Origin of the sequence: Nostoc sp. DedQUE05, from assembly GCF_034530955.1 — a bacterium.
In the GTDB taxonomy this organism is placed as follows: Bacteria; Cyanobacteriota; Cyanobacteriia; order Cyanobacteriales; family Nostocaceae; genus Nostoc.
The window spans coordinates 1-23,973 of the sequence record NZ_JAVRCB010000007.1; the positions used below are offsets into that span (position 1 = coordinate 1).

At 42.6% G+C, this 23,973-nt stretch carries 17 protein-coding genes; 12 read left to right on the forward strand and 5 right to left on the reverse strand.

Annotated features, from left to right (window positions below; translation table 11 throughout):
• Nucleotides 1-54: 54 nt before the first annotated feature.
• Nucleotides 55-1,914 (reverse strand): glycosyltransferase, encoded by a 1,860-nt coding sequence (locus RMZ42_RS06765; RefSeq protein ID WP_322670684.1) that lies wholly within the window; start codon nucleotides 1,912-1,914, stop codon nucleotides 55-57.
• Between the two features lie 106 nt (nucleotides 1,915-2,020).
• Nucleotides 2,021-3,259, reverse strand: coding sequence for a glycosyltransferase (locus RMZ42_RS06770; protein WP_322670685.1), 1,239 nt, complete (start codon nucleotides 3,257-3,259; stop codon nucleotides 2,021-2,023).
• Between the two features lie 909 nt (nucleotides 3,260-4,168).
• On the opposite strand from RMZ42_RS06770, the gene RMZ42_RS06775 reads away from it, so the two are divergent.
• The 10 genes from RMZ42_RS06775 (at nucleotide 4,169) to RMZ42_RS06820 (ending at nucleotide 14,119) form a co-directional block, all read left to right on the forward strand.
• Nucleotides 4,169-5,092: an energy-coupling factor ABC transporter permease gene (locus tag RMZ42_RS06775; RefSeq protein ID WP_322670686.1), complete on the forward strand. Its 924-nt coding sequence runs from the start codon at nucleotides 4,169-4,171 to the stop codon at nucleotides 5,090-5,092.
• On the forward strand, nucleotides 5,085-5,738 hold the full coding sequence (locus RMZ42_RS06780; RefSeq protein WP_322670687.1) for an energy-coupling factor transporter transmembrane protein EcfT: 654 nt from the start codon (nucleotides 5,085-5,087) through the stop codon (nucleotides 5,736-5,738). Before RMZ42_RS06775 ends, RMZ42_RS06780 begins: the two co-directional genes overlap by 8 nt.
• Nucleotides 5,739-5,830: 92 nt before the next feature.
• Nucleotides 5,831-6,595, forward strand: coding sequence for an ABC transporter ATP-binding protein (locus RMZ42_RS06785; RefSeq protein WP_322670688.1), 765 nt, complete (start codon nucleotides 5,831-5,833; stop codon nucleotides 6,593-6,595).
• A 151-nt stretch (nucleotides 6,596-6,746) separates the two neighbouring features.
• Nucleotides 6,747-7,223 (forward strand): hypothetical protein, encoded by a 477-nt coding sequence (locus RMZ42_RS06790; RefSeq protein WP_322670689.1) that lies wholly within the window; start codon nucleotides 6,747-6,749, stop codon nucleotides 7,221-7,223.
• A 231-nt stretch (nucleotides 7,224-7,454) separates the two neighbouring features.
• Nucleotides 7,455-9,362 carry an iron uptake porin gene (locus RMZ42_RS06795; protein ID WP_322670690.1) on the forward strand — a complete coding sequence of 636 codons (1,908 nt, stop codon included), beginning with the start codon at nucleotides 7,455-7,457 and terminating at the stop codon, nucleotides 9,360-9,362.
• A 139-nt stretch (nucleotides 9,363-9,501) separates the two neighbouring features.
• Nucleotides 9,502-10,704, forward strand: a complete 1,203-nt coding sequence (locus tag RMZ42_RS06800) for a hypothetical protein (RefSeq protein WP_322670691.1) — start codon at nucleotides 9,502-9,504, stop codon at nucleotides 10,702-10,704.
• A 78-nt stretch (nucleotides 10,705-10,782) separates the two neighbouring features.
• A complete protein-coding gene (locus tag RMZ42_RS06805; protein WP_322670692.1) occupies nucleotides 10,783-11,007 on the forward strand; it encodes a hypothetical protein in 225 nt (74 codons plus the stop codon).
• Between the two features lie 185 nt (nucleotides 11,008-11,192).
• Nucleotides 11,193-11,849, forward strand: a complete 657-nt coding sequence (locus RMZ42_RS06810) for a DUF1361 domain-containing protein (RefSeq protein WP_322670693.1) — start codon at nucleotides 11,193-11,195, stop codon at nucleotides 11,847-11,849.
• 228 nt (nucleotides 11,850-12,077) lie between these two features.
• A complete protein-coding gene (locus tag RMZ42_RS06815; protein WP_322670694.1) occupies nucleotides 12,078-13,250 on the forward strand; it encodes a hypothetical protein in 1,173 nt (390 codons plus the stop codon).
• Nucleotides 13,251-13,300: 50 nt separating this feature from the next.
• Complete coding sequence (locus RMZ42_RS06820) at nucleotides 13,301-14,119, forward strand: hypothetical protein (RefSeq protein WP_322670695.1); 819 nt, start codon at nucleotides 13,301-13,303, stop codon at nucleotides 14,117-14,119.
• Nucleotides 14,120-14,159: 40 nt separating this feature from the next.
• Here the strand turns inward: RMZ42_RS06820 and RMZ42_RS06825 are convergent, their stop codons facing one another.
• The gene (locus RMZ42_RS06825) at nucleotides 14,160-16,508 is read right to left on the reverse strand and encodes a putative PEP-binding protein (protein WP_322670696.1); all 2,349 of its coding nucleotides are present in this window, start codon (nucleotides 16,506-16,508) and stop codon (nucleotides 14,160-14,162) included.
• 670 nt (nucleotides 16,509-17,178) lie between these two features.
• Here RMZ42_RS06825 and RMZ42_RS06830 point away from each other — a divergent pair.
• Nucleotides 17,179-17,640 carry an MgtC/SapB family protein gene (locus tag RMZ42_RS06830; RefSeq protein ID WP_322670697.1) on the forward strand — a complete coding sequence of 154 codons (462 nt, stop codon included), beginning with the start codon at nucleotides 17,179-17,181 and terminating at the stop codon, nucleotides 17,638-17,640.
• A 146-nt stretch (nucleotides 17,641-17,786) separates the two neighbouring features.
• Here the strand turns inward: RMZ42_RS06830 and recF are convergent, their stop codons facing one another.
• Together recF and RMZ42_RS06840 are read right to left on the reverse strand one after the other, a co-directional pair.
• Nucleotides 17,787-18,911 (reverse strand): DNA replication/repair protein RecF, encoded by a 1,125-nt coding sequence (gene recF / locus RMZ42_RS06835; protein ID WP_322670698.1) that lies wholly within the window; start codon nucleotides 18,909-18,911, stop codon nucleotides 17,787-17,789.
• Nucleotides 18,912-18,994: 83 nt separating this feature from the next.
• Complete coding sequence (locus RMZ42_RS06840) at nucleotides 18,995-21,853, reverse strand: cation-translocating P-type ATPase (protein WP_322670699.1); 2,859 nt, start codon at nucleotides 21,851-21,853, stop codon at nucleotides 18,995-18,997.
• Nucleotides 21,854-22,292: 439 nt separating this feature from the next.
• On the opposite strand from RMZ42_RS06840, the gene RMZ42_RS06845 reads away from it, so the two are divergent.
• Nucleotides 22,293-23,963: a transglutaminase family protein gene (locus RMZ42_RS06845; RefSeq protein ID WP_322670700.1), complete on the forward strand. Its 1,671-nt coding sequence runs from the start codon at nucleotides 22,293-22,295 to the stop codon at nucleotides 23,961-23,963.
• Nucleotides 23,964-23,973 lie beyond the last annotated feature (10 nt).

Here is a 23,973-nt window from a genome sequence, read left to right on the forward strand (position 1 = left end):
CCAGTCCCCAGTCCCCAGTCCCCAGTCCCCAGTCCCCAGTCCCCAGTCCCCAGCTTATTGGCAATGATAAAGTTCATATTCGTAGCCGTCTACGGGTGGCAAAGATTGAGTATCAGATATAACACATGTTTTCACGGTTTCTGCTACGGGTGCGTGAAAGTTTACCAGCCACAAGTCAAAAGGTCGTGGTAATTTTTTTAAAGTATTTTCCAGAGCAATGGTGGAAGCATTCGGATCTCGATCTTGATGAGCAAGGAGAAACAGGGGATTTTGGAGTGAATTTGCACGTTTAATCTCCCTCGCGACTCCCATCATTTCCCCAGTGTGTACATAAGTTTTGTGGGTGGTGGCAATCAGTACTGGTGTTGGGGATGTTTGTTGAATTAGTTGCACAAACAGGTCAGGACGATAATATTTTTGATAGCCGAGATTGCAAACTACTGTAACTGCACTGAAAAATCCCATTAACCAAATTAACATTACGGCTTTTTTCCCGTTTATTCCCCATTTACCTATGCTTGTTATCCCATTTTCCCCTGGCTCTGTTTCCATATGGGGAGGATGCCAACAAACTGCGAGACTTGCACCTAGTAAAACCACGATCGCGGGAAAGTAAACAAAGTTATATCTAGCACCTCTGGTGAGGTCAATACCCAAAAAGTACGTAAAGATAAAGAATATTGCGATCGCACTGATAACGACTCCAGCAAGTACTTGAATCATCATCCGGCTTTCTGGGTGCTGTAGTTGAATTTTAATCCCATGCAGCAAAATTGGTACTGCCCAAATAAAGAAAGTCAGCATCACTATTCCAGAAGGAATCACAATCAAAGCTTGAGAAGATTCAACTGGTAATAGGGAAATCATGGCAATCAATGTTCCTAAAGCTTGAAAAATTGGGCTTAACCAATCTAGTCCAACGCGCGAACCTCGAATCCACTCGGTCAAAGCACCACGATTTTCATTCTCTAACAAGGTTGGTATCCAAATTAAACCCGCTACACAAGTACCGATGACAACGGCATAGATGCGCCGCCAGCTAGGAGAGAAGAAAAGAGAAAATTTGCTGCTATTTTGCAATTGAAGCCAAGCCAGAAAAATCAAAACTACGACTTCTGTGCAAAGGGTAAGGCTGAAAAAATAATGAGTAGCAATACCTAAAGTATTAGTTACTATCCAGAAAAGTGCTACCCATATAGGTAAAGGTGTGCGGTTTTGAATATGACGTGTGGCAATTACTAAGCAGGTGAGGGAACCAATTACCCATAAGATTGCCAAAGTGTAATGACGCGCTTCTTGTGCTAAAAATACGCCATAAGGTGATACTGCCATCATCGCAGCAGTCAAATGCCCCACTAATGACGAACGAAACGCTACTCTACCTAATACGTAAACACACGGAATGGAGGCAGCACCGAATATAGCTGGTAGCAATCGCGCACCAAACAGCGATATTAATCCTCCATCGCTGTTAAATAACTTCATCCACAGGTAAGCCAGCACAAAATACAGTGGTGGATGATTATCTTGTGTGGCTAAGTTATGAATGACATCACCAATCGTTGCAGCTGGGTTTACTTGCAGTGGTTGTAATAGGATATCAGGTGCGATCGCTCGATCGAGGGGAACTGATATAAAAGTATTCCCCAAGCTAAACACCAAGGTGGCAAACTCATCAGTCCAAGGAGGCTTTGCAGTCAAGTTGATTAGGCGCAAGCTGATGCCGACAATCAACCATATTAAGATCGCCAAGAGATGAACCCAGAAAGGAGGAAGGCGATGCCAATTATGCCAATGCTTGCGTTGTGAGCCAGAGTTTTTATCTGCCAGAGGCAGGAAATGTATAGCAGATGCAGGTAGCAACGAGATAATTTGTTTGTAAAAATAAAATGCACCTTGGAAAAGAACTCTCATTGCTGGGCCTCACAGTCATGGATTTGTAGATTTGACGTTTGAGATTTAAGTTCGTTCGTTCTAAAATCTAAAAACAAAAATCTAAAGCTCAAATCCCTCGTTGTGATTATTTCACGTCTGTGACGCGCCAGCTAAGTTTCAAATTAACCCAGAAATTCCAAATGGTAGCAACTGCGATCGCGATCAACTTAGCTAAATACTGATTTATTTCCAAGATATTATAGAGAAAGTTAATTATTAAAGCTTGTAATATAACTCCTGCCAAACAGACCGCACTGAACTTCAAGAATCGCTTGAAACGCTGATGCGAAGCACGTTGCCTCTGAGAAATATCACTAAAAGTCCATATATCATTCCATAGGAAATTATTTACGATTGCCACTCCGGCCGAAAGAATCGTACTGCGGGTTAAACCTAAATGAATTACAGTACGCAGCAAGTGAAACACCGTTAAATCCACAAACACACCACTAAAGCCAACAAACCCAAAACGGACAAATCGACCGATGGGAAAATTGACTTTTCTTTGCAATCGTCCTACTTTACCTGTGGAAAGCCGCAATCGCACTAAATGGTGGATGTAATCTATATATTGCTTCCATGTCACCTTACTCTCGCCCTCTTTGCGTTCGCAAAATACATACCCAACTTCGGCAACTTGGTCTACTTTTCCCCGGCCAATTACTTCTAGGAGAATTTTATATCCAACTGGATTGAGTGTTACACCTGCGATCGCACTCCGACGCACCATAAAATAACCACTCATCGGGTCAGAAACTCTGCCCAATACCCCCGGTAAAATTACCAAGCCTAACAACTGAGCGCCACGAGACAAGAAACGCCTAACAACACTCCAGCTACTAACACCGCCTCCTTCTACATGACGGCTAGCTACTGCCAAATCTGCTCCTTGCTCAATATTACCCAACAGTTGTATTAGTACCTCTGGTGGATGCTGCAAATCTCCATCAATCACTCCTAACACACTACCTGTCGCTGCTTGCCATCCACGAATCACTGCTGAGGATAGCCCCCGTTCCTGTTGGCGTCGCATCACTCGCAACTGGGGGTATTCTTTCGTTAAAGATTGCGCTATCTCCCAGGTTCGGTCTGGGCTATCATCATCTACCACTATTAGTTCATACTTTCCTGCAATAGATTCATCCAGTAATTGACTCAATATGCTGACTACATTTTTGATGTTGTCACGCTCTTTATAAGTAGGAATTACTAGAGAAAGATAAATAGAATTATCATCTGTATCCACGGGGTTGGGGGGCAACTCTGAAATCTTTAGCGGGCCAGTTGATACTGTTAACAACGAGTTTGATGAGTTTGTTTTCATATTCCAAATTGCAAAACGAGGGTGTGTAAAGTCCGTGGAAAATAGAATCAAACATCTGGTGACTTTATTGATTGAACCTAGTTACTCAAAAGTTGAGGAATCCTTTTGTTACAGTTAGTTGCCCTGAAAGTTTAGTAATTTCCGCACTTTGATTTCTAGTATTTTCCTAAATTCATCTAAATTTTACATCTTACCCCTTATTTTTATGATATTATACGAAGAATTACGTATTTTTAGCAAAGCCTAATGTACTTTTAAGTAAACTAAGTCAGCAAATATACAGTTTATTCAGCATATCTTTATAATTTTTTAATGAGACTACAGGGAATATTAATTTAGTATGGAGTATCGGAAATTTGGTTAATGTGCTTATACATTATTGTTTTTACATCAAGGTAAAAATAAAGTGCAAATGTTGATTACATAAGGTCGTTCCACCCATAAAAACTTATTTTTTGATGCAATAAGGAATTAATTAAACACTACAAAACCAAAAAATCAAAACATATTTTGGAGAAATAGTTAGAGCTATTTCTTAAATGTAAGAATAGCTATAAATTTCTGTTTGATTTTTGAAAAAACGAACTACTCCATAAGGTAAGAGGTAGTTAAATTTTATTTACGATCTCTTTTTCGGAGTAATTTGATCGACAAAATGAAATGAAATAAGTACAGTCCCATTTTGTCAACGTTTAGCAATATAAAAAATCAGTTTAACAAAAATTAATATGTTACTAAATAAGTATAGTATTTAGTAGAGACTCGATTGAAAATATGTCAAAAGTAACATTATAAAATCCCCCGGTAGGGCATTGCAAAAAAGAGAAAAATTTTGTTTGTTATTAAAATGATGGCGTAGTTTTATTGCTTGTTTTGAATAAATGAACCTCTAAAAATACAGGGTAGATCATGCATATTCCTGATGGATTTGTTTCTATTCCAGTGGCTGGGGCTACTGGTTTAGCGAGTGTGGCAGCGTTGTTTGTTGCCTTCGGGCGATCGCAAGAGGCTTTTGGTATTCGTCGTGCCCCGATATTGGGATTAACCACCGCCTTTATTTTTGCTGCCCAGATGATCAATTTTCCAGTAGCAGGAGGTACTAGTGGTCACTTGTTAGGGGGAACCTTAGCTGCGATCGTTTTGGGCAGTCCTTGGGCTGGAACGTTGTGTCTTGCCACAGTTTTAATTATTCAAGCCGTGTTATTTGCTGATGGTGGCATTACAGCCTTGGGAGCAAACATTTTTAACATGGCAGTAGTTGGGGTTTGGGTTGGCTGGGTTTTAACCGAAACCTTGCAACGGCTGTTTGGGGGGTCTAAAGGGCGCTTACCCTTGGCTGCTGGGATCGCCGCTGGTGTGAGTGTAGTGGTAGCTGCGATCGCTTGTGCCATTGAATTAGCCCTCTCTGGAACTGCACCGGTAGCGATAGTTTTACCAGCCATGACTGGCGTGCATATTTTGATTGGCATTGGCGAAGGACTGATTACCGGGGGTGTGCTGACTTATCTGGCCAGAGCCAGACCAGATTTGTTACCAGGCGAACAGCACGAGTTTCGTGGCTGGTCAGTGCCTATTGTCACCATTTTTTTGATTGCGGGAGTGCTGTCACTCTTTGCCTCAGCATGGCCCGATGGTTTGGAGAAAGTTGCCGAAAATACAGGCTTCATCCACTTAGCCAGTAAAGTACGGATAATTGTGCCGACTCCCTTAGCTGACTATGGAATTGAGGGTTTGGGGACAATAGGCACTAGTATCGCTGGGCTGGTGGGAGCTGCGGTTTGCTTTGCTGTTGCCTTTGGAATTGCCAAGGTAGTGAAACCGAATAATGCTTAAACTTTCCTTACCGCTACGCTTACAACTGTCTCTAGCGATCGTGGTGGGAGCAGCTTTATTAAAGCATCATGCCTGGTATGGACTAAGTGTATATGGCGCGATCGCACTTTTATGGGCTTGCTTCTTGCGCGTACCAATTCGCCAATTGGGAGGATTACTCGGCACAGAATTGATTTTTTTGTCATTGCTAGCATTGCCCTTGGGATGGGAACGAGCCAGTTTTTTGCTAGTTCGTTCGCTGGTTTGTCTGGTGACGATGAATAGTTTTTTGTTAACCTTACCGCCCCACAGTTTCGGCATTGCCCTGAAAAGCTTACCAGTACCAGCACCTTTAAAGGAAAACTTGTTATTAGCTGGGCAATATATGGAAATTTTGCTCTCAGAAGTAACGCGGATGCGGCGCAGCGCTCAACTACGCGGTTTGAATGGAACTACGGGATGGTTGCGCTATGCCAGTGCAGCCATGATTGGAGCTTTGTATCTCCGTAGTTTAGATAGAGCCGAGCGAGTCTATGCGGCAATGGTAGCTCGTGGTTACAACGGACAATTACCCATAGATTCTACCCTTAGACCAAAAGAACGTTTTGCCTTATTACTAGCTTGGGCGATCGCTGCTAGTGTAACTCTAACTTCTTACAAGATTTAACCCACTCGCTAGTACAGACGCGACTAATCGCGTCTCTCACTAAAACGCGATTAATCGCGTCTCTACTCCCTTACATATTGAGTTTGTAAATTTTGAAATCATTAACTTCTAATCCTCAATTATCAACCGATAATCCCCATGCAGCCGTAGTCGAGGTTAAGAACCTGGTGTATGCATATTCCCATCAGGAGCCAGTATTACAGGAAATATCTTTTACCTTGAACAAAGGCGATCGCGTTGCATTGATGGGAGCAACAGGTTCTGGAAAAAGTACCTTGTTGGAGAACTTAATCGGCTTAAAACAACCGCAAACAGGAAAAATTACCATTAATGGCATTCCTGTAGAACCGCAAACTTTACCCCAAGTGCGTCGTCAAATAGGCTTTAGCTTCCAAGATGCCAACGACCAACTATTTATGCCGACTATCTTAGAAGATATTACCTTTGGGCCACGTAACTATGGAATCAAAGCAGCAGAGGCTAGCGATCGCGCTAGGCAGTTATTAACTGATTTTGGTCTAGAAGCCTACGCTAATCGTTCCGCCCACGAACTTTCTGGTGGACAAAGGCGCCTAGCCGCCCTGGCCTCAATTTTAGCCCTAGAACCAACAATTCTAATTTTGGATGAGCCAACTAACGGTCTCGATCCAGCATGGCGTCGTCATTTGGGGCAAGTATTATTAAAGTTACCTGTGCAAGCGATTTTAATTGCTTCCCACGATCTAAATTGGTTAGGCAGAGTCACTCAACGCGCTTTGGTACTGTCTGGTGGTCGTATTCAAATAGACAGCGATATTCAAGCACTGTTACAAGATGGTGCTACTTTAGACCAGTTGGGTTTGCCGATAGATTGGTGATTTGGGCATTGGGCATTGGGCATTGGGCATTGGGCAGGGGAGCAGGCGAGAAATTACAGTAAGTTTTTCCTCCTTGCCCCTCTGCCCAATCCTCTCATTTACCCGTAATATTGGATACTATATTGTGGGTTTTATTGCTGTTGGGGTGTTAATGTCTGTTTTACGTAAATATACTGTTCTTGCTCCTGTGAGCCTAAGTATTGCTTTGTTAGTTGCTAGTTGCAGTGACAATAAAGTTTCTCAGTGTCAGCGACTAATTCGAGTTGTGAATGCTGGAACTTCTCTAATTGATAAAAATAAAGGAACGCAAGTGATAACTAGCATACAGCTATCTAAAGATTTAGACTTTGTAACTAAATCCATTGGAGAACTGAAGCTAACAGATCCGAAGCTGAAAGAATTTCAAAGCAGTTTTGTGAAAATTTTTCAAAATCTTAGTCAAGCGATCGCCAAAGCAGGTAAAGCGCTTGGTGCAACCAAGACAGCACAAGCCTCAGAATCTGGCAGAGAAAAAATCCAAAAGGCTAGAGCCGAAATTGATTCAGCACTGACAACAGCTACAACTCTTGGCAAACAGTCAGATACATTAGTGAATCAGATGAATAAGTATTGTAGCGAGCCAGAATAATCTATCTGGGGCATTGGGCATTGGGCATTGGGCATTGGGCATTGGGCATTGGGCATTTTTGAATTTCCTCCTACTCTCTTGCTCCTCTGCCCCTCTACTCCCCTGCTTTCCCTTGACACTCCGATACAGGGTAACTTTTATCACTTTTTTTCCAAAAAATTTCCTGATATACACCAACTTTATCTGTCAAAAGAAGTATTGGTGCAAGTCAAATGAAATACCAGGAGTGATATGAGTCTACTGATGGCGAGTGTGCTGACAACAGTGCCAATATCTGCGGTAAATTTACCAGAAAAGTCCGTAATTCTGCCAGAAAACCCGGTGCAGCAGTCAACACAGGATAATTTATCTCAAGTTGTCTCACCTGCTGAAATTACACCACCTGAATTCGTGCAACCAGATATAACCACCTCGTCAGCAATAAAAAATAAGTACGAGAATATACTTAGAAAAAGTAGAGACAAAATTCAACTTATCAGTTCACCTAACTTACCTAAATTAAAAGATACTCAACCTGTAACAGAAGTTGTACAGAACCAGGTAAGTACAGAAGAATTTTCCCCATCTTCTCATCCTCCAGACTCAGACAACCCAATGTCTCAAGTTACCTCAGTATCGCAACTCCAAGACGTGCAACCCTCCGACTGGGCTTTTGGTGCTTTGCAGTCTTTAGTAGAACGCTATGGCTGCATTGCGGGATACCCGGATGGGACTTATCTGGGAAATCGCAGTATCAGCCGTTATGAATTTGCGGCTGGTTTAAATGCTTGTTTGGAGAAGATTAACGATGCGATGCCTGCGGTGGTCACTGAGCGCAGCCGAAGTGCGGGCTACGCCTACGCTAACAATAAAATAAATACTGTTAATAATGAAGATTTAATCTTGCTGCAAAGATTGCAAGGCGAATTCAAAGCAGAGTTGCAGCAATTACAGCAGCGTATCGAGGTTGTGGAAAAGCAGACTAGTGAATTACAAGGAAATCGTTTTTCCACAACTACTAGGTTATTTGGTCAAGCAATTTTTAGCGTCCAGGGAACCAATAGCCCCGATGTCGATTTGTTTCCGAGAGATGGAGTACCTGAACGCCAGGGAAAAACCAATCTGACTTTCACAAGTAGCGCCCAACTAACCTTAGCAACTTCATTTACAGGGCGAGATTTGCTGTTAACAGGGTTGTCTGCGGGTAATTTGGGTTCTAATGCATCGTTGTTATCTACCAATATGGGGCGGTTGGGTTTCGAGTCAAATACAGACAACAATCTAGTTGTTAGTGACTTATCTTATCGATTTCTCGCCTCGCATAACTTGGGAATTGTCGTCGGTACGGCGGGAGTCAATCCAATCAACACCTTTCGCGGTATTAGCCCTTTAGAAGGTTCTAGCGATGGTGCAATTTCTCTATTTGGTCAGCGGAACCCGATTTTAAGTATTGGTAACGGCAGTGGTGGTATAGGCTTTGACTGGCAGATTAGCGATCGCATTAGTTTGCAAGGCGTTTATAGTGCCGAAATACCCAATTTTCCTGGCGACACCAAGCAGGGCGGACTATTTGGTGGTAGATATACTGCTGGCGCTCAGTTAAGTTTAGCACCCACAAATAACATCGATGTCGGCGTACATTATCTTTATTCCCACTCCCCAGATGGCTTATTGGGAGGTGGTATTGGCGATTCGCAACTGATTTCACCTTTTGCAAATCCTACAGCTTTCGATACTCAAGCAATTGGTGCTACCGTTGCTTGGCGAATTAACCCTAACTTGCATTTGGGCGGTTGGGGCGGCTTTACTTCTTCCAAGCCATCTAACCTTTCTGGAAGTGTAGAAACTACTAACTGGATGGTGTTCGCGGCTTTTCCTAATTTGTTGCGTCCTGGGAATTTAGGGGGCGTTCTCGTTGGACAACCACCCAAAATTACTTCCAGTACTTTACCCGACGGCTTCAATTTTCCCAACTTTTCTGATGGGGGGACAGCAGGTGGACGTAGTGACACATCAATTCACGTAGAAGTTTTTTACCGCGCCCAACTGAGCGACAATATCGCCTTGACTCCAGGCTTATTCGTTATTTTCAATCCCGATCACAATGCCGCTAACGATGCATTAATCGTTGGGACATTAAGAGCAAGTTTCCGGTTTTAATTTTGTACTGATGTAAATGTAATAAAATACGCTATTTTGCCACTAATTGTTTCAGTATTAGATGCTTTCATTACCTGATGAGAGCAAGGAAAACTCGTGCGTGTTTTATTTGATACGTGATTAAAGGAGCAAGTTTTTCATGAAATTAAATTCATCAGTTCATTTGGGTTGTTTTCTTGTTAGCAGCAGCAGTTTAGCCGCAGTCTTCATCGGTTTAAGTGGAACAAATGCTTCTGCTCAAATCACAATTCAAAGCACTGGCACATTATCGGGTACTATCCAACTTCCCAGAAATAATCCCAATTTCAATCAAAGCACTACTCGCATTGATACAGACGACACGGGAACTTACTCGCGGAACTTAGGTACTAAGAACAATCCTAATTATGTTCCTATATACAAGTCAGACTATGTGCAGGTACAAACACGCTCTGATGGTAGTCTGCATTATTTTGTTGACTTTAAAGGCATTCCGATTGTCTCCTTTAATGGCGTTCTCACTTCGCCGATTCTCTCTGGCGGTGAGTTGACACCCTATAAATACCAAGGACAATTGGCAGGAACCACATTTCAAGGAGTAGTTCAGGATGAATTTAATCTCACAAAAGCCTTATACACTGGTACTGTCACCGATCCAAACACTGGAAACCAGTATCAGGGCACTTTTGAAGTGAGTGGATATGGAGTCCGATATAGCGATCGCAATGGTAGCGCCACCCCCACAGTCTTTGATTTCAAATCCGATCTCCCAGGTTCGCCAAAGGTGACATCTTTGGAAATGACTAACGCACCTCTGGCAAGAATACAAATCAAAGTACCTGCAACTGCAACTCTCATAACTCCTACACCAACTACTGGTAGTGGTAGCACACCCACTCCCCCACCAGTAATTAGCAGTGGTAGCACACCCACTCCCCCGCCAGTAATTAGTGGTGGTAGTACACCCATTCCTCCATCAGTAATCGATGGAAGTGCGATCGCCCCTACACCTATAGTTAGTGATGGTAGTGCGATCGCTCCTACACCTGTAGTTAATGGTGGAAACACATTCACTGTTTCGCCAATGGTTGATGGCGGTAACACATTTACTGTTACACCAATAGTTGATAGTGGCGCTTCCTCGACACCTACAACGTACACATCTGGGTCGAATTCACCATCAATTTCTACTACACCTAATATGGAATTGAGTAACAGTAATTCCCTAGAGGTCAATCAAGTAGTTGTCAACCCTGCAACCCTTGTTCAAGCCGCTTGTTCGCAAGATTCTGCTAAGAGTTGTACAATGCCCACTTTACCAAAACAAGCGATCGGCCCTCGTAGTCGAGTGCTACTGCGTTAGTTAGGGACTTTTCAATAAAAAATATCCAACTACTTCTTGTGGGGTGGGCGTCTCGTCCGCCCCTAACCAAAGGCTAACTTGACAAAAATTCTGAATGCTTCTGGAACTCTAGCAGGGCAAAATGAAATCAATATAATAGTTAGCACAGAGGCATACATTGCAATTAAAAAAGCCCACCATCATATATTCGCGGCGTTTTTGTTGCTCAGACTACCTTTCGGTGGTATCTTTTACCCTGATGATTTTCTGGCTATACTAGTAGACTTAAGCCGATTGATTGATAAATTTCATCCTCCAGCATAAAATACACAAAAACTCTAAGTTTTGGACATATATCAGTATGCATTTACCTCTAACTAACACAAAAATATTGTCTGATGTTGGAGAAAATTAATTTTTTTGGAGGCTACAAAAACTTAATCGATAAGGTTAACACTAACACTACAAAGTAAATCTACATCAATCAAACATCTTCCGAGTAAGCACCTATGAAAGAAGAATTGATAGCCAGAGTTGTGCAGGTCTTGCGAATTAATATGAGTTGGATGACTTGGAATTTATTTCTGGCTTTTATACCTTTGGCTTTGAGTGTCTGGCTATTTCGCATGAGGCGCGGCGGCACTTGGCTTTGGTGGCTAGGATTCTTAGTTTTCTATGCTTTCTTACCAAATGCACCATATTTGTTGACCGATGTAATTCACTTGATAGATGATATTCGCACGATTCAATCGGTGTGGATGATTACTTTAGTACTTATTCCTCTGTATTTGCTAGTAATTTTAAGTGGATTTGAAGCTTATGTAATATCGTTAATTAATTGGGGTCACTACTTACATCGTATTGGTAAGAGTCAATGGATTTGGCGCGTTGAGACAATTACACATTTTCTCTGTGCTGTTGGTGTTTATTGGGGGCGATTTTTGCGTTTCAACAGTTGGGATTTTATTACTCAACCCGATGCCGTACTTACCAAAGGAGTAGAAGAAATTCTGGGAAAACAACCCCTGGTGATTATTGCTATCACCTTTGTGGTACTTGCAGGTTTGTACTGGATTATGAAACGAGTAACTTTAGGTCTTAGCCAATCAAATAGTAGAATAGGGATAAACTCAGGACGCACAAACTCTAATACGCCAAACATTTGATCTATGTGGCAATTTTGGCTTTTAATTTTGGGATTTTAATTAGTAATTCCCTTAAAGAATATTGCCTATCAAAAGAAAGATGCAATAAAACCCTCCTTGAGGTGAAATAAACTCAGAAACAAATGGTTGAACTTCAACGCCATCACCTGAGAATAACGTCGTATCAGATCGTTAAATATTGATGGTCTGGTCTGATGTATCTAGTCATGTTGATAGGAGGGATATAATATGCAATTAATCTCGAAAGAGGAAATCAAGACATTAATAGAACAGCCAAAAGGAAATTGTGTTTCAATTTATATGCCAACGCACCCAGCCGGGCCAGAAGTGCGACAAGACCCAATTCGCTTTAAAAATTTGGTCAGGGAAGCAGAGGCTCGTTTAATTGATGCGGGTTTGGAACAGGAAGAAGCGATCGCATTGTTGGAAAAATCCCAGGAAATTGATACCCAAGAGTTCTGGGAGCAAATGGGAGAGCAAGGGCTGGCGATTTTTATTTCTGAAAATATTTTTCGTTATTATCCCCTACCAATTGATTTTCAAGAGTTGGTCGTAGTTACAGACCGCTTTCACATCAAGCCACTGCTGCCAATTTTAAATGGCAATGGTCGCTTCTATATCCTGGCTTTGAGCCAACAAGATGTTAGGTTCTTTGAAGGAACACGCTACAGTGTCAAAGAGGTAGAAGTAGAAAATCTCCCTAAAAGTGTAGATGAAGCTCTGCAAAGAGACGATACTGCTAAAGAAGGTCAGTTTCGCATCGCAACATCAAAAGGGGGAACCTCCAATACTTTTTCGCAACCAGGTACGTTTCACGGACAGGGAAGCCCTGACAGGGATAGACGCCAAGAAGACATCCTCCAATTCTTTCAAATTGTCGATCGCGCATTATACGAGAAACTGAAATTGCAAAAAGCGCCTTTGGTGCTGGCTGGGGTAGAATATCTCTTGCCTGTATATAGACAGGCAAATACTTACCAGCATTTGATGGATGAAGCTATCACCGGGAATCCAGAAATTCTCAGCGCCCAAGAGTTACATGACCAAGCTTGGCCGATTGTCGAGGCTGATTTCCAAAAGTCACAGCAAGCAGTTTTGGAGCAATTTCACGAACTGTTTGGTGGTGATACTGGTAAAGCATCTAACAACCTCCAAGAAGTTATCTCAGCGGCTTATTACCAACGCGTGGATTCATTACTAGTTGCAGTTGGTCAGCAACAGTGGGGTTTATTCGATCCAACCTCAGAAACGGTTTATTTGCACCCAGAAAAAGAAGCTGGTGATGAGGATTTGTTGGATTTTGTTGCTGCTCATACCTTATTAAATGGCGGCACGGTTTACGCTGTTCCCTTTGAAGAGATTCCGTATAGCACAGCCGTTGCGGCAATTTACCGATATTGACATTTTGATGGTGTTGTATAAAGTTGAATGTGCTATATACAACACCAACGATGATTACTATTCGCTCCTTTATCAGTCAATCTCTAATCGGTTTAGCTGTTTTAAGTGCAACGGCTATATTTACCCAGACGGCAATAGCAGAAACAATAACTGGGCAATCAGGCAATGTGCGGGCAGAAATATCTTACGAAAAACCAGAGGAATATCAGTATAAAAATATCCGGTTGAAAATTATCCGGGCGGGTAAAACTGTTTTGGATCAAAAACTGCCGCAAGAAGATGAATATGACAGACCTGTGGGGAATATATCTGGACAAGAAAACAACTTACCAGTGCGAGACTTGGACGGTAACAAAGAACCAGAAATAATTGCCGATTTCTTTACAGGTGGAGCGCACTGTTGTACTTATTCATTGATTTATCGTTACGACAGCAAATCTCAAAAGTATATTAAGATTCGTCATGAATGGGGCAATGGTGGCTATCAACTCAAAGATTTAGACAAAGATGGATTACCAGAGTTTGACAGTCGAGACGATCGCTTTGCCTATGCTTTTACAGCTTATGCTGCTTCTGCCTACCCTCTGCAAATTTGGCGTTATCGCCAAGGTAAAATGGTCGATGTGACTCGTAGCTATCCCAAATTAATCTTCAATCATGCCTCAGAGCTATGGCAAACTTATATCCAGGCACAGCAACAAGGCGATGATGGCAAGGGCTTTTTAGCAGCTTATCTGGCAGATAAATATCTGCTGGGTCAAGGACAGGATGGTTGGAAGCAAGTGCAACAAGCTTATAAAAAAAGCGATCGCACCAAATTCTTTGCCGATTTACGAAAGTTTTTGCGCGAAACTGCCTACATCAAATAAATTAGCAGTGAGCAATTAATTCCTAACTCCTAACTCCTAATTAATTAAGTTTTCGGCGTGCTGCTGCTAAAATTAGACGTTGTTCAGCACGAGCGATCGCTTGATATGTTCGCTCGACTGCTTCCGGTTCAACGGAAATGGAAGTAATACCCCATTCCACTAACTTATCGATGATTTCTGGATAGAGGGCTGGTGCTTGACCGCAGATTGAACAAGGGATACCAGCACTTTGAGCCATTTGGATCAGTTGAGCGATCGCACTCATAACTGCTGGATGACGTTCATTAAATACTTTTGCTAGCTGTCCTTGTTCTCGATCCACTCCTAGCAATAATTGGGTCAAGTCATTTGTACCAATAGAAATTCCGGCCACACCTGCTTTTACATATTCTGGTAATAAAAACAAGACACTTGGCACTTCTGCCATCATCCACAATTGAAACTGCGCCACTTCGGTTAAAAAAGCTTGCTCAACTTTGCGACGGCAAAAAATAAATTCTTCTACAGTCCGCACAAAAGGCAACAGCAGGTTTACATTGGTGTAACCAGCTTGTTGTACGCTTGCCAAAGCTTTCAATTCTAGGTCAAAGACTGCGGGATTTCGTAAATAGCTAAAGGTGCCGCGTTCACCTAACATCGATTGTGGCGAAGATTCTAAACTATCACTCAATGATGGTAAATCTTGCGATCGCCAATCTAAAGAACGATAAAAAACTGGTCTTGGGGCAAAGGCACGAGCAAATTGCATAATCTGCTCAGACCATAGCTCTAACAATTCTGCCTGACGCCCGCTTAAAATCCAACTATTGGGATGTTGCCCGTCCAATATATTTAGTACCATCAATTCGGAACGTAACAATCCCACTCCATCCACAGGCAGGTTTTGCACTTGTTCTATTAAAGCGGACTGACTCAAGTTAACCAGCAATTGGGTAGCAATCATAGGTAGATGAGACGTAACAGCAGAATGAAGCGCTTTCGAGTTGGGGCGATCGGAGGTAAGAAGATTTTCTTCTCTTCCTTTGTCCATCTCTTCCTTTGAGTCTGCTTTGATGCGATAAACTTCTCCTCTGTCGCCATCAAGCAGCAATCGTTCGCCAGTTTGGATTAAAGTTGTGGCAGATGTTGCGTTTACTACTGCTGTGATACCTAATTCTCTAGCTAGAATTGCCGCGTGACTGGTTAATCCCCCTTGTTCAGTGATAATACCACCAACTTGTTGCAATAATGGCAACCAATCAGGTGTAATCGTTGGTACTACTAAAATTACTCCCTTCGGTAGTTGTTCGGGTTTCTGTTGCGGATTAGTAATTACTAGGGCAGTGGCTACAACCCGTCCTCCGGCTGCTCCTAGTCCCCGAATCAAGTGTGAGTGGGGAATCATAGATTGCGAAGGATTAACTTGTGTGATGTAGAGCTTACCAGATGTAGTTTGCCCAGCGAGAGTCCATTTAATGGTAAAAGTTTTACCTAGTTCACTTACCAGTTGAGTTCCCAGAGTAATTATTTGTTGTAAGTATTCTTCTTGTAAAGAGTACTGTTTTTGTTGGGCTTGTGGAATTAAATAAGTAATCAGACAGGTGCGATCTGGTGTTAACCCTGAGTTCGGCACGAGCCGCAAAAAAATTTTAGATGCTGCATCATCAACACCATAAGCCAGCATTTTATTGCCCAGTTGTTGCTCAAGTACAGCCCCAGTTTCTGGTTGAATGTAGTAAATATCTGGCTGTATTTCGCCAAGAGCGATCGCAATTCCTAATCCCAAAGTAGCTTCAATTTCCCATCCAGAGGCATTGGTTGTGAGCGAGCCACTGGCGATCGCATTTTCAACAGGTTGCACCAAAACTGCGAGATTAATTTGTTGCAGATTAATTCCTGAGTGCTGCCAATATAATAGACTCCGGGCCCGAAATATTTGACTCCAGGTTCGTTTTAGAGCCAAAGCGATCGCTTCTGGTTCGCACTGGCAAAATACTGACTCCAGTAAACCCGATATATTGTTGATTCCTGGAGTAGCAGTTGATACTGTCAAAGAAGGTCGAAGAATTAAACAGCTAGTTTGCCATTCTCTAGCGGCTTGAAAAATTGTACTCACCCACTCCTGGGTTACAGTCGCAGTCAGAATTTCTTGGCGCAAGCGACTAGCAACCTGCTGAAGTTGCCGCCAATTAGTGACATCCAGGTGTAGCGAAGAATGGGGTAAGTCAGCTATTAATGATTCTGAACTATTGAGATTTTCGAGAAATTGCCGCAAAATTTCTGCCGAAACCACAAAACCAGGCATCACCGGATAGCCACGCTGGATAATTTTGCTCAAGTAAAAGGCTTTGTCACCTACTTTGGCACGGTCTTGTAGTTTAATTTGATCTAGCCAGTAGAGTTTATTCACTCAATTTGTTAGTTGTCTATTTGTAGCCACAGCCATTTCTTTTTGGTATGTTATCAGGTTAATCCACTGACTTCTGAATAAAAAGTACTCAGGACTTACAGCAGTTTTCTTTTGGATAAATTACAAAGTTACGGGTTTTGAAGCAGGATAGAGGAGAATTCAGAATTAAGGAGTTAGAAGTAAAACAGGCTTGATAGCTGGCTTTGAGACGAATCGTTGTGTACTTCAGTAATTTGAAATACGCTGTATAGCTGATTTGCTCTACTTATACATACCCTTATCATATTTAATTGTTGAGTGTATGGGTTAATCTAACAATTTAAGGTATAATTCTCTAGCTAAGTCATTTTAAATAGCCAAAAAACTATTTAATAAACTTAAAATTCATCTAGTTTGCCCAAATTACGATCGTTGCCACAATCTAATAATGCAAATCTCCATTCATTGACCAGAACAATATCTTATTGAAAAATAATCCTAATAATGGAAAATATTAATTCTCAGTTTCAAAACCATTACTGAATTGATAGAATCCAAATATGAGATAGGTTATTGCACTATACCCATTGGATTAAACTCCATTAATAAAACATTAGAATAGTTTTGGACTTTTTTAGAAAAATATTACAATTTAACTTAGAATATAAAATTCTCCATATCAGACTAAACATTGTCAAACACTTACTACCTTGCAACTGATGATTGGCTGAATATCAGCTTCCGGCTATGTATAGCATTGCTTATTGGAGCAATCATCGGCTTAGAACGTCAAATTAGACGCAAACCAGCTGGTTTAAGAACTCATATACTGGTGAGTTTAGGTTCAGCCTTATTTACTTTAATAATCATGCAAACAGGAGGACTGCAATCTAGTCCTGATGCACTTAGCCGTGTGATTCAAGGGATTGCAGCTGGTGTAGGATTTCTCGGTGCTGGAGAAATTGTGCGTCAATCTTCCCAAGAGTCACAGCAACTTGAAATTCACGGACTCACCTCAGCAGCGGCTATTTGGGTTTCTTCTGCATTGGGAATTACTGCTGGCTGTGGTTTGTGGCAGTTAGGATTAATCGGCGCTATGCTGACTTTTTTAGTTCTCAACGTTTTTAAAAGGTTTGAAAAACGAAATCAATAATTAGCTATCTATTATTTTTAATAAAAAATATGCTTAAGAAATATAGAGTTATTGAGCTTCCTAATTTACCTTTATCTGAAAATATGAATAAGGGAATACCAGATAATCATACGAATTACAAATTACTATAAATATGATTTTTAGAATTATTGATGTTGCATTATTGCTCCTGCCTTCACAAGAAGGATTTGTGAAGATTTCAACCATTGGGAATCAAAGGAACCCAAATGAGTAGTAGTAATCAAGGTTTGAAAACGGTCTTGAATGGCATCAAGCAATTGATTTTGGCGGGATAAATCTAGTTCGGCAAGAACATCATCTAGTAATAGTAATGGTGGCTCTTTGACGACTTCTTCAATTAATTGTAATTCGGCTAATTTTAAAGCTAAAACCAGCGTTCGTTGCTGACCTTGGGAACCGTATTGACGAGCGGGTGTTTGGTTAATCGTTAATTCTATTTCATCTCGATGGGGGCCGACAAGAGTCGTACCTTGGTGCATTTCAGCAACGGCTCGCTGCTGAATTTTTGCTAAAAAAGCTTGCTGCACTTCTTCTGGCTGGTTATCCTCTAAAGGAATATTTGGCACGTACTTGATTTGGAGAACTTCTGTACTGCCGCTGATACTGCTGTGCCAGGTGGTAGCAATGGGGGCTAATCTTTGGATAGCGCGATCGCGTCGTCTAATTACCCTAGTTCCTGTAGTAGCTAATTGTGCATCCCACAGCGCTAGTTCTGATTGTAAAGACGTTGCATCCAACGTCTCTACATGGCGTTTTAAAAAGGCATTGCGCTGGCGTAACACATGGTTATACTGCTGCAAAATGTGAGCATAAACTGGTTCGAGTTGAATTAATAGTGTATCTAACCAGTTGCGGCGACCTTCCGGGCCGCCGCGTACTAAGTCTAAATCCAAGCTGGAAAATTGGACTGCATTGAGAACGCCAAGAAAATCCATTTGACGGCGGATAGATTCACCATTGAGAGCAACGCTACGGCGACCATTGCGGCGCAAGGTCAAGGTCAGGTCACTAACACCTGTTTGTCGCTCAAGGATGGCATCAATTTGGGCTATGGCTTCTCCTTCTTGAACTAAATCGCGATCGCGGGTGATTCGGTGCGATCGCAATGTCGCTAGCAACTCCACCGCCTCCAACAAATTCGACTTTCCCTGAGCGTTATTACCTACCAAAATTGTTTTGGCAGCAGTAAACTCAACCTTTTGGTCTTGATAATTGCGAAATTGTCGGAGGTTTAGAGTTTTTAGGTACATAAGTTCAATTTTGGATTTTAAATTTTAGATTTTGGATTGAAGATAAATCTAAAATCTAAAATCTAAAATCTAAAATTTCTTTTTCAAACGGCCTTCTTGCCCATAATCCGCAAAAATATCTTCTCCGCTTCAATCCACACGAACATTAAGGCGCTGAAGCCAATACAAACCCCCAATTCCTGCATATTCAGGTAGTGAGTACCAAAGAAATCTCGCAGGGGTGGGACATAAACTAGCATCAACTGCAAAATCGTGGTGACGATAACAGCCGCTAGTACAAAGATATTTGAGAAGGGATTCATCTCAATGGTCAGTCGGTTGTTAGAGCGAATGGCGATCGCATGACCCATTTGGGCAATACACAAGCTGGTAAATACCATTGTTTTCCAAGTATCGCGATCGCCTTGATAGCCTGGGGCATGACTATGTTGATAAGCCCACCACATTAAGGCAATGCTGATAATGGCAAAGATGATGCCAATGCGAATCATATAAGAACCCAATCCCCTAGCGAAAATGCTTTCACGGGGACTAAAAGGCGGACGTTGCATCACATCCGGTTCTGGAGGTTCCACAGCTAATGCTAAGGCTGGCAAACCATCTGTCACCAAGTTCATCCACAAAATTTGTAAGGGAGTTAGGGGAACGCCTCCCAAGCCGATTAAGGGGGCGGCTGCAATTGTGAGAACTTCACCAATGTTACTGCCCAAGATGTATTTAATAAAGCGGCGGATGTTGGTATAAACAACTCTACCTTCCTTGGTGGCGCTGACAATGGTAGCGAAGTTGTCATCAAGTAATACCATGTCACTCGCTTCTTTACTGACATCAGTGCCAGTAATACCCATTGCAATACCGATGTCGGCTTGTTTGAGGGCTGGGGCATCGTTGACACCATCACCTGTCATCGCTACAAATCGACCCCGGCGTTGCAGTGCTTGGACAATTCGCAGTTTGTGTTCAGGGGAAACTCTGGCATAGATGCTTACCAAGTCAACGTTTTGCTCTAATTCCTGGTCAGTCATCCGTTGCAATTCTTGACCTGTAAGTACCCTATCGCCTTCTTGGGCAATTCCTAAATCGGTGGCGATCGCTCGTGCTGTTAATTGGTGGTCGCCAGTAATCATCACTGGGCGAATACCTGCTTCTCGACACTCTTGCACGGCTGCTCTGACTTCTGGGCGTGGCGCATCTAGCATTCCCACCAATCCCAGCCATACTAAGCCTTGCTCGGATGTTTCGTCTGAACCTTCTGGGGGAATCTCCACCAGGGGTTTGTAGGCAAAACCTAGCACCCGGAGACCTTTACTCGCCATCAGGTCATTTTCTGCCAAAATTTTCTGGCGTTGTGCTTCGGTTACAGTACCCGTGTCATTACCCAAATGAATCTGAGTGCAACGTGCCAAGATTAATTCTGGAGAACCTTTGGTAAACATTAAATAAGGTTCCGATTGGAGAAAACCGGCGATCGCTGGGTCAACACCTCTCGAAAATGCTTCACCTGTGGCGACTCTCTCCACCTGAGCGATCGCGCTCATCCGTTTTCGTTCTGAGGAAAAGGGAAACTCCGCTACGCGAGGTAACTTACTGTTCCACTGGTCTTTTTCAATTCCCGCTTTTCCCGCCAGGGTGAGTAATGCCCCCTCTGTCGGATCTCCCAAAATTGCCCATTCACCTTGTTCTTTTTGCAATACGGAGTCATTACAAATAGCACAGGCGACTGATAACGCGGAAATTTCTGGAGATTCCTCTAAGGAAATTTTTTGACCGTTTAACTGGAAGTCCCCTGTGGGAGCATAACCTTCGCCGGTGACGCGAAAAGTTTTGTTATTGGTGGAAATCGATTGCACCACCATTTTATTTTGAGTCAGGGTGCCAGTTTTATCAGAACAGATGGTAGTTACAGAACCCAACGTTTCCACTGCTGGCAATTTGCGAATCAAGGCATTTTGGCGCACCATTCGCTGGGTTCCCAGTGCCAAGGTGACGGTAATTACAGCTGGTAAACCTTCTGGCACTACAGCAACCGCCATACTCAAGGAAACTTCTAAGAGTTCTTGAATATTTTTAAAACCTCCGTCCCTGATCACACCGCCAACGACGACGATCGCTACCAGAATTAAAGAACCTGTAACTAGGACATTACCCAGTTGAGTCATCCGCTGCTGTAAAGGCGTAGGTTCACTTTCCACCGCCTGCAACATGGTGGCAATTTTGCCTAGTTCTGTAGTCATGCCGGTGTTAGTCACCAGAACCTTGGCACGTCCTTGGACTACTTCAGTTCCTTGATACACGACATTGAGGCGATCGCCTAATGATGTTTCCTCCGGCAATTTTAGTGATGCCTGTTTATTCACCGCCTCGGCTTCACCAGTCAATGCCGACTCACGCACTTGTAAATTAGACTGTTCGATCAAGCGTCCATCTGCGGCTATCTGCATCCCAGCTTCCAGCAGCATGACATCCCCTGGAACTAGTTCCTTGGCTGCTATCTCCACCAGTCTGGTGTCACGGATGACGCGCACTAAGGGAGAGGTCATTTTTTTCAAGGCTGCCAAGGCTTTTTCAGCGCGGCTTTCTTGGACGTAGCCAAGTATGCCATTGAGGATAACAATTGCTAAGATAGCGATCGTATCTTTAAATGGCACTTCACCAGGCTTCAAACTGCCCGATCGCAAAGCCATCAGGTCTAAAAACCCAGAAATCAAAGCCACGCCAATCAGCATCAACAACATAATGTTCTTGAACTGATCCAGCAGAATTTCCCAAGCACTACGGCCCGCAGTTTCTTCAAGTTCGTTGGGGCCGTATTTTTGCAATCTCTGTTGAGTTTCTTGGGGTGTTAAGCCGCTGTCTGCATTACTATCAAGCAGGTCTAGCGCTTTATCAACTTCTAAACTATGCCAAACGGCGGCACCTTCAGGCAGAGAATTAGCAGACATCGTGTAGGTCACAGCAAATGGTTACAAAATTCGATCATAATTTAGTGATGGCAGGAATTCCATCTTTTAAAGTTACATTAAGGCGATCGCCCAGTTGTATGAGTGTATCTGTAATTCTTAATATTTGTAAATTCCTCCTATTTTCAGATAGTATTATTTCTCACGAAAGAGTTTTTCGGAACACATTGTACCGATAATTATTAGTACCTCGCTGTAAACGTGGCGATCGAGAACCATTAATTGATGTACTTGGGTTCGAGCAACGCCCATTGTGGGTAGTCTTTTAACTCAGCACTCTTCATCCGCCCCAATCGGGGGAACCATTGCTCGACTGGGATTTTTCCATCTCAAGCAATTGGTGTTACCACGCTAAAACCGTTGAGTCATGTTTCCTCCCCTACCTAAAGGTGAGGGTTTTTTACACTTACCATAAGGTTTTATGAGTTTTGCACTCCCCACTTTGACCGTTAGCCAGATGTTTGGGCAAAGAACAATTCGGCCGCTTACTGCTGCTACCCTGTGTGGCATTACTTTCATTAAAGATAGACTGATTGCCATTGACAGTATTAAAGGGCATCTACTAGAAATCGATCCCACCTCTGACAACAGCAAAATTCTCAATCCCCATCAAGTTGAAGAATTTACCGATGTCACTGGTCTAGCGGTGTGGGACGATACGCTGTGGGTAAGCCGAGAAAATAGTGTTTATTTGTGCAAGCTGAATGCTTTGGATCTGGAACATTTTGTAACATTGCCTTATGCAGCTGATGGCGTTGCTGTTTGGGAAACAACAGTTTATGTAAGTTGCCAAAGGCTGGGCTACATTCTGGTTTTTGACCGCCAAACCCGAAAAGAGATTACTAAATTTTATGCCCCTGGAGTTGGGATAGAGAATTTGGCAGTCAACCAAGAAATGCTATGGATTTGCGATCGCACCGAACAATCAGTTTACGCGATGGACAGAGCCACAGGAGAGTTGCAATTCAGCGTTTTGACACCCTTTGAATGTCCTACAGGCATAGCGCTCCATAAAAATGACGAAACAGGCAAAGAAAGTATTTACGTCGCCTACGCCTCAGAGGAGCCTTATATCCGGGATAACCCCAATGCCGATCCGAGTCATGAGCTAACATTCCGCGATCGCACTTTTATTCACCCTTTGTATTATCATTACGATCCAGATAAGCGTTACGCCCTCTCTAATGGCTATCTGATTGAAATGTCTTATGCTGAGGAAATTGCACCCTTAGACGAGGTTTATTTACCCGATGTCGAATGGCGCATCGCCTTACCATCCGAAACTGAGCGTCAAAAGGTCAAACACGTTGAAGCCATTGGTATACCCTTCACCGAAGAAGTAGTACAGGGGCAACGCGTAGCAGTCTTTAAATTTGATTCTCTTGCCCCAGGAGAACGGCATATATTTGGCTGGAAAGCACTTTTGGAAGTTCGCGGCATTAAGTATCGTATTACACCCAGAGATGTGGAGAATATACCTAAATTATCTTCAGAATTAGAAACACGCTACCTAGTGGACGACGACGATTTAGCAATGGATACTACAATTGTTCGCCGTGCCGCCAGAGAAGCGATTGGTTCTGAAACCAATGTGCTGCGCAAAATGCACAGCATCCGCAACTACGTTTATGATGAGTTATCCTACGGTATTAAACCTTACATTGACACGCCAGATACAGTTTTAGAGCGGGGTGTTGGTTCTTGTGGTGAATATGTCGGCGTTTTACTTGCTTTATCCCGTTTAAATGGCATTCCCTGCCGCACCGTAGGCAGGTATAAATGTCCTCCCCATAGTGACTTCGTAGGAGTACCGCTACAACCTGATTTTAATCATGTTTGGCTAGAATTCTACGTCCCCAATTTTGGTTGGTTGCCAATGGAATCAAATCCTGATGATATCGGTGAAGGTGGCCCTTATCCAACGCGATTTTTTATGGGCTTATGCTGGTATCACATTGAAATTGGCAAAGGCATCACCTTTGAAACTGTGACAAGCAAAGGTGAACGGCTAACCAAAGAAGATATCCCCATTGGCGATTTAGCGATTAATCATATCCGGTTCACAATTCTTAAAGAATTACCGGACTTTTGAATTCGAGAAA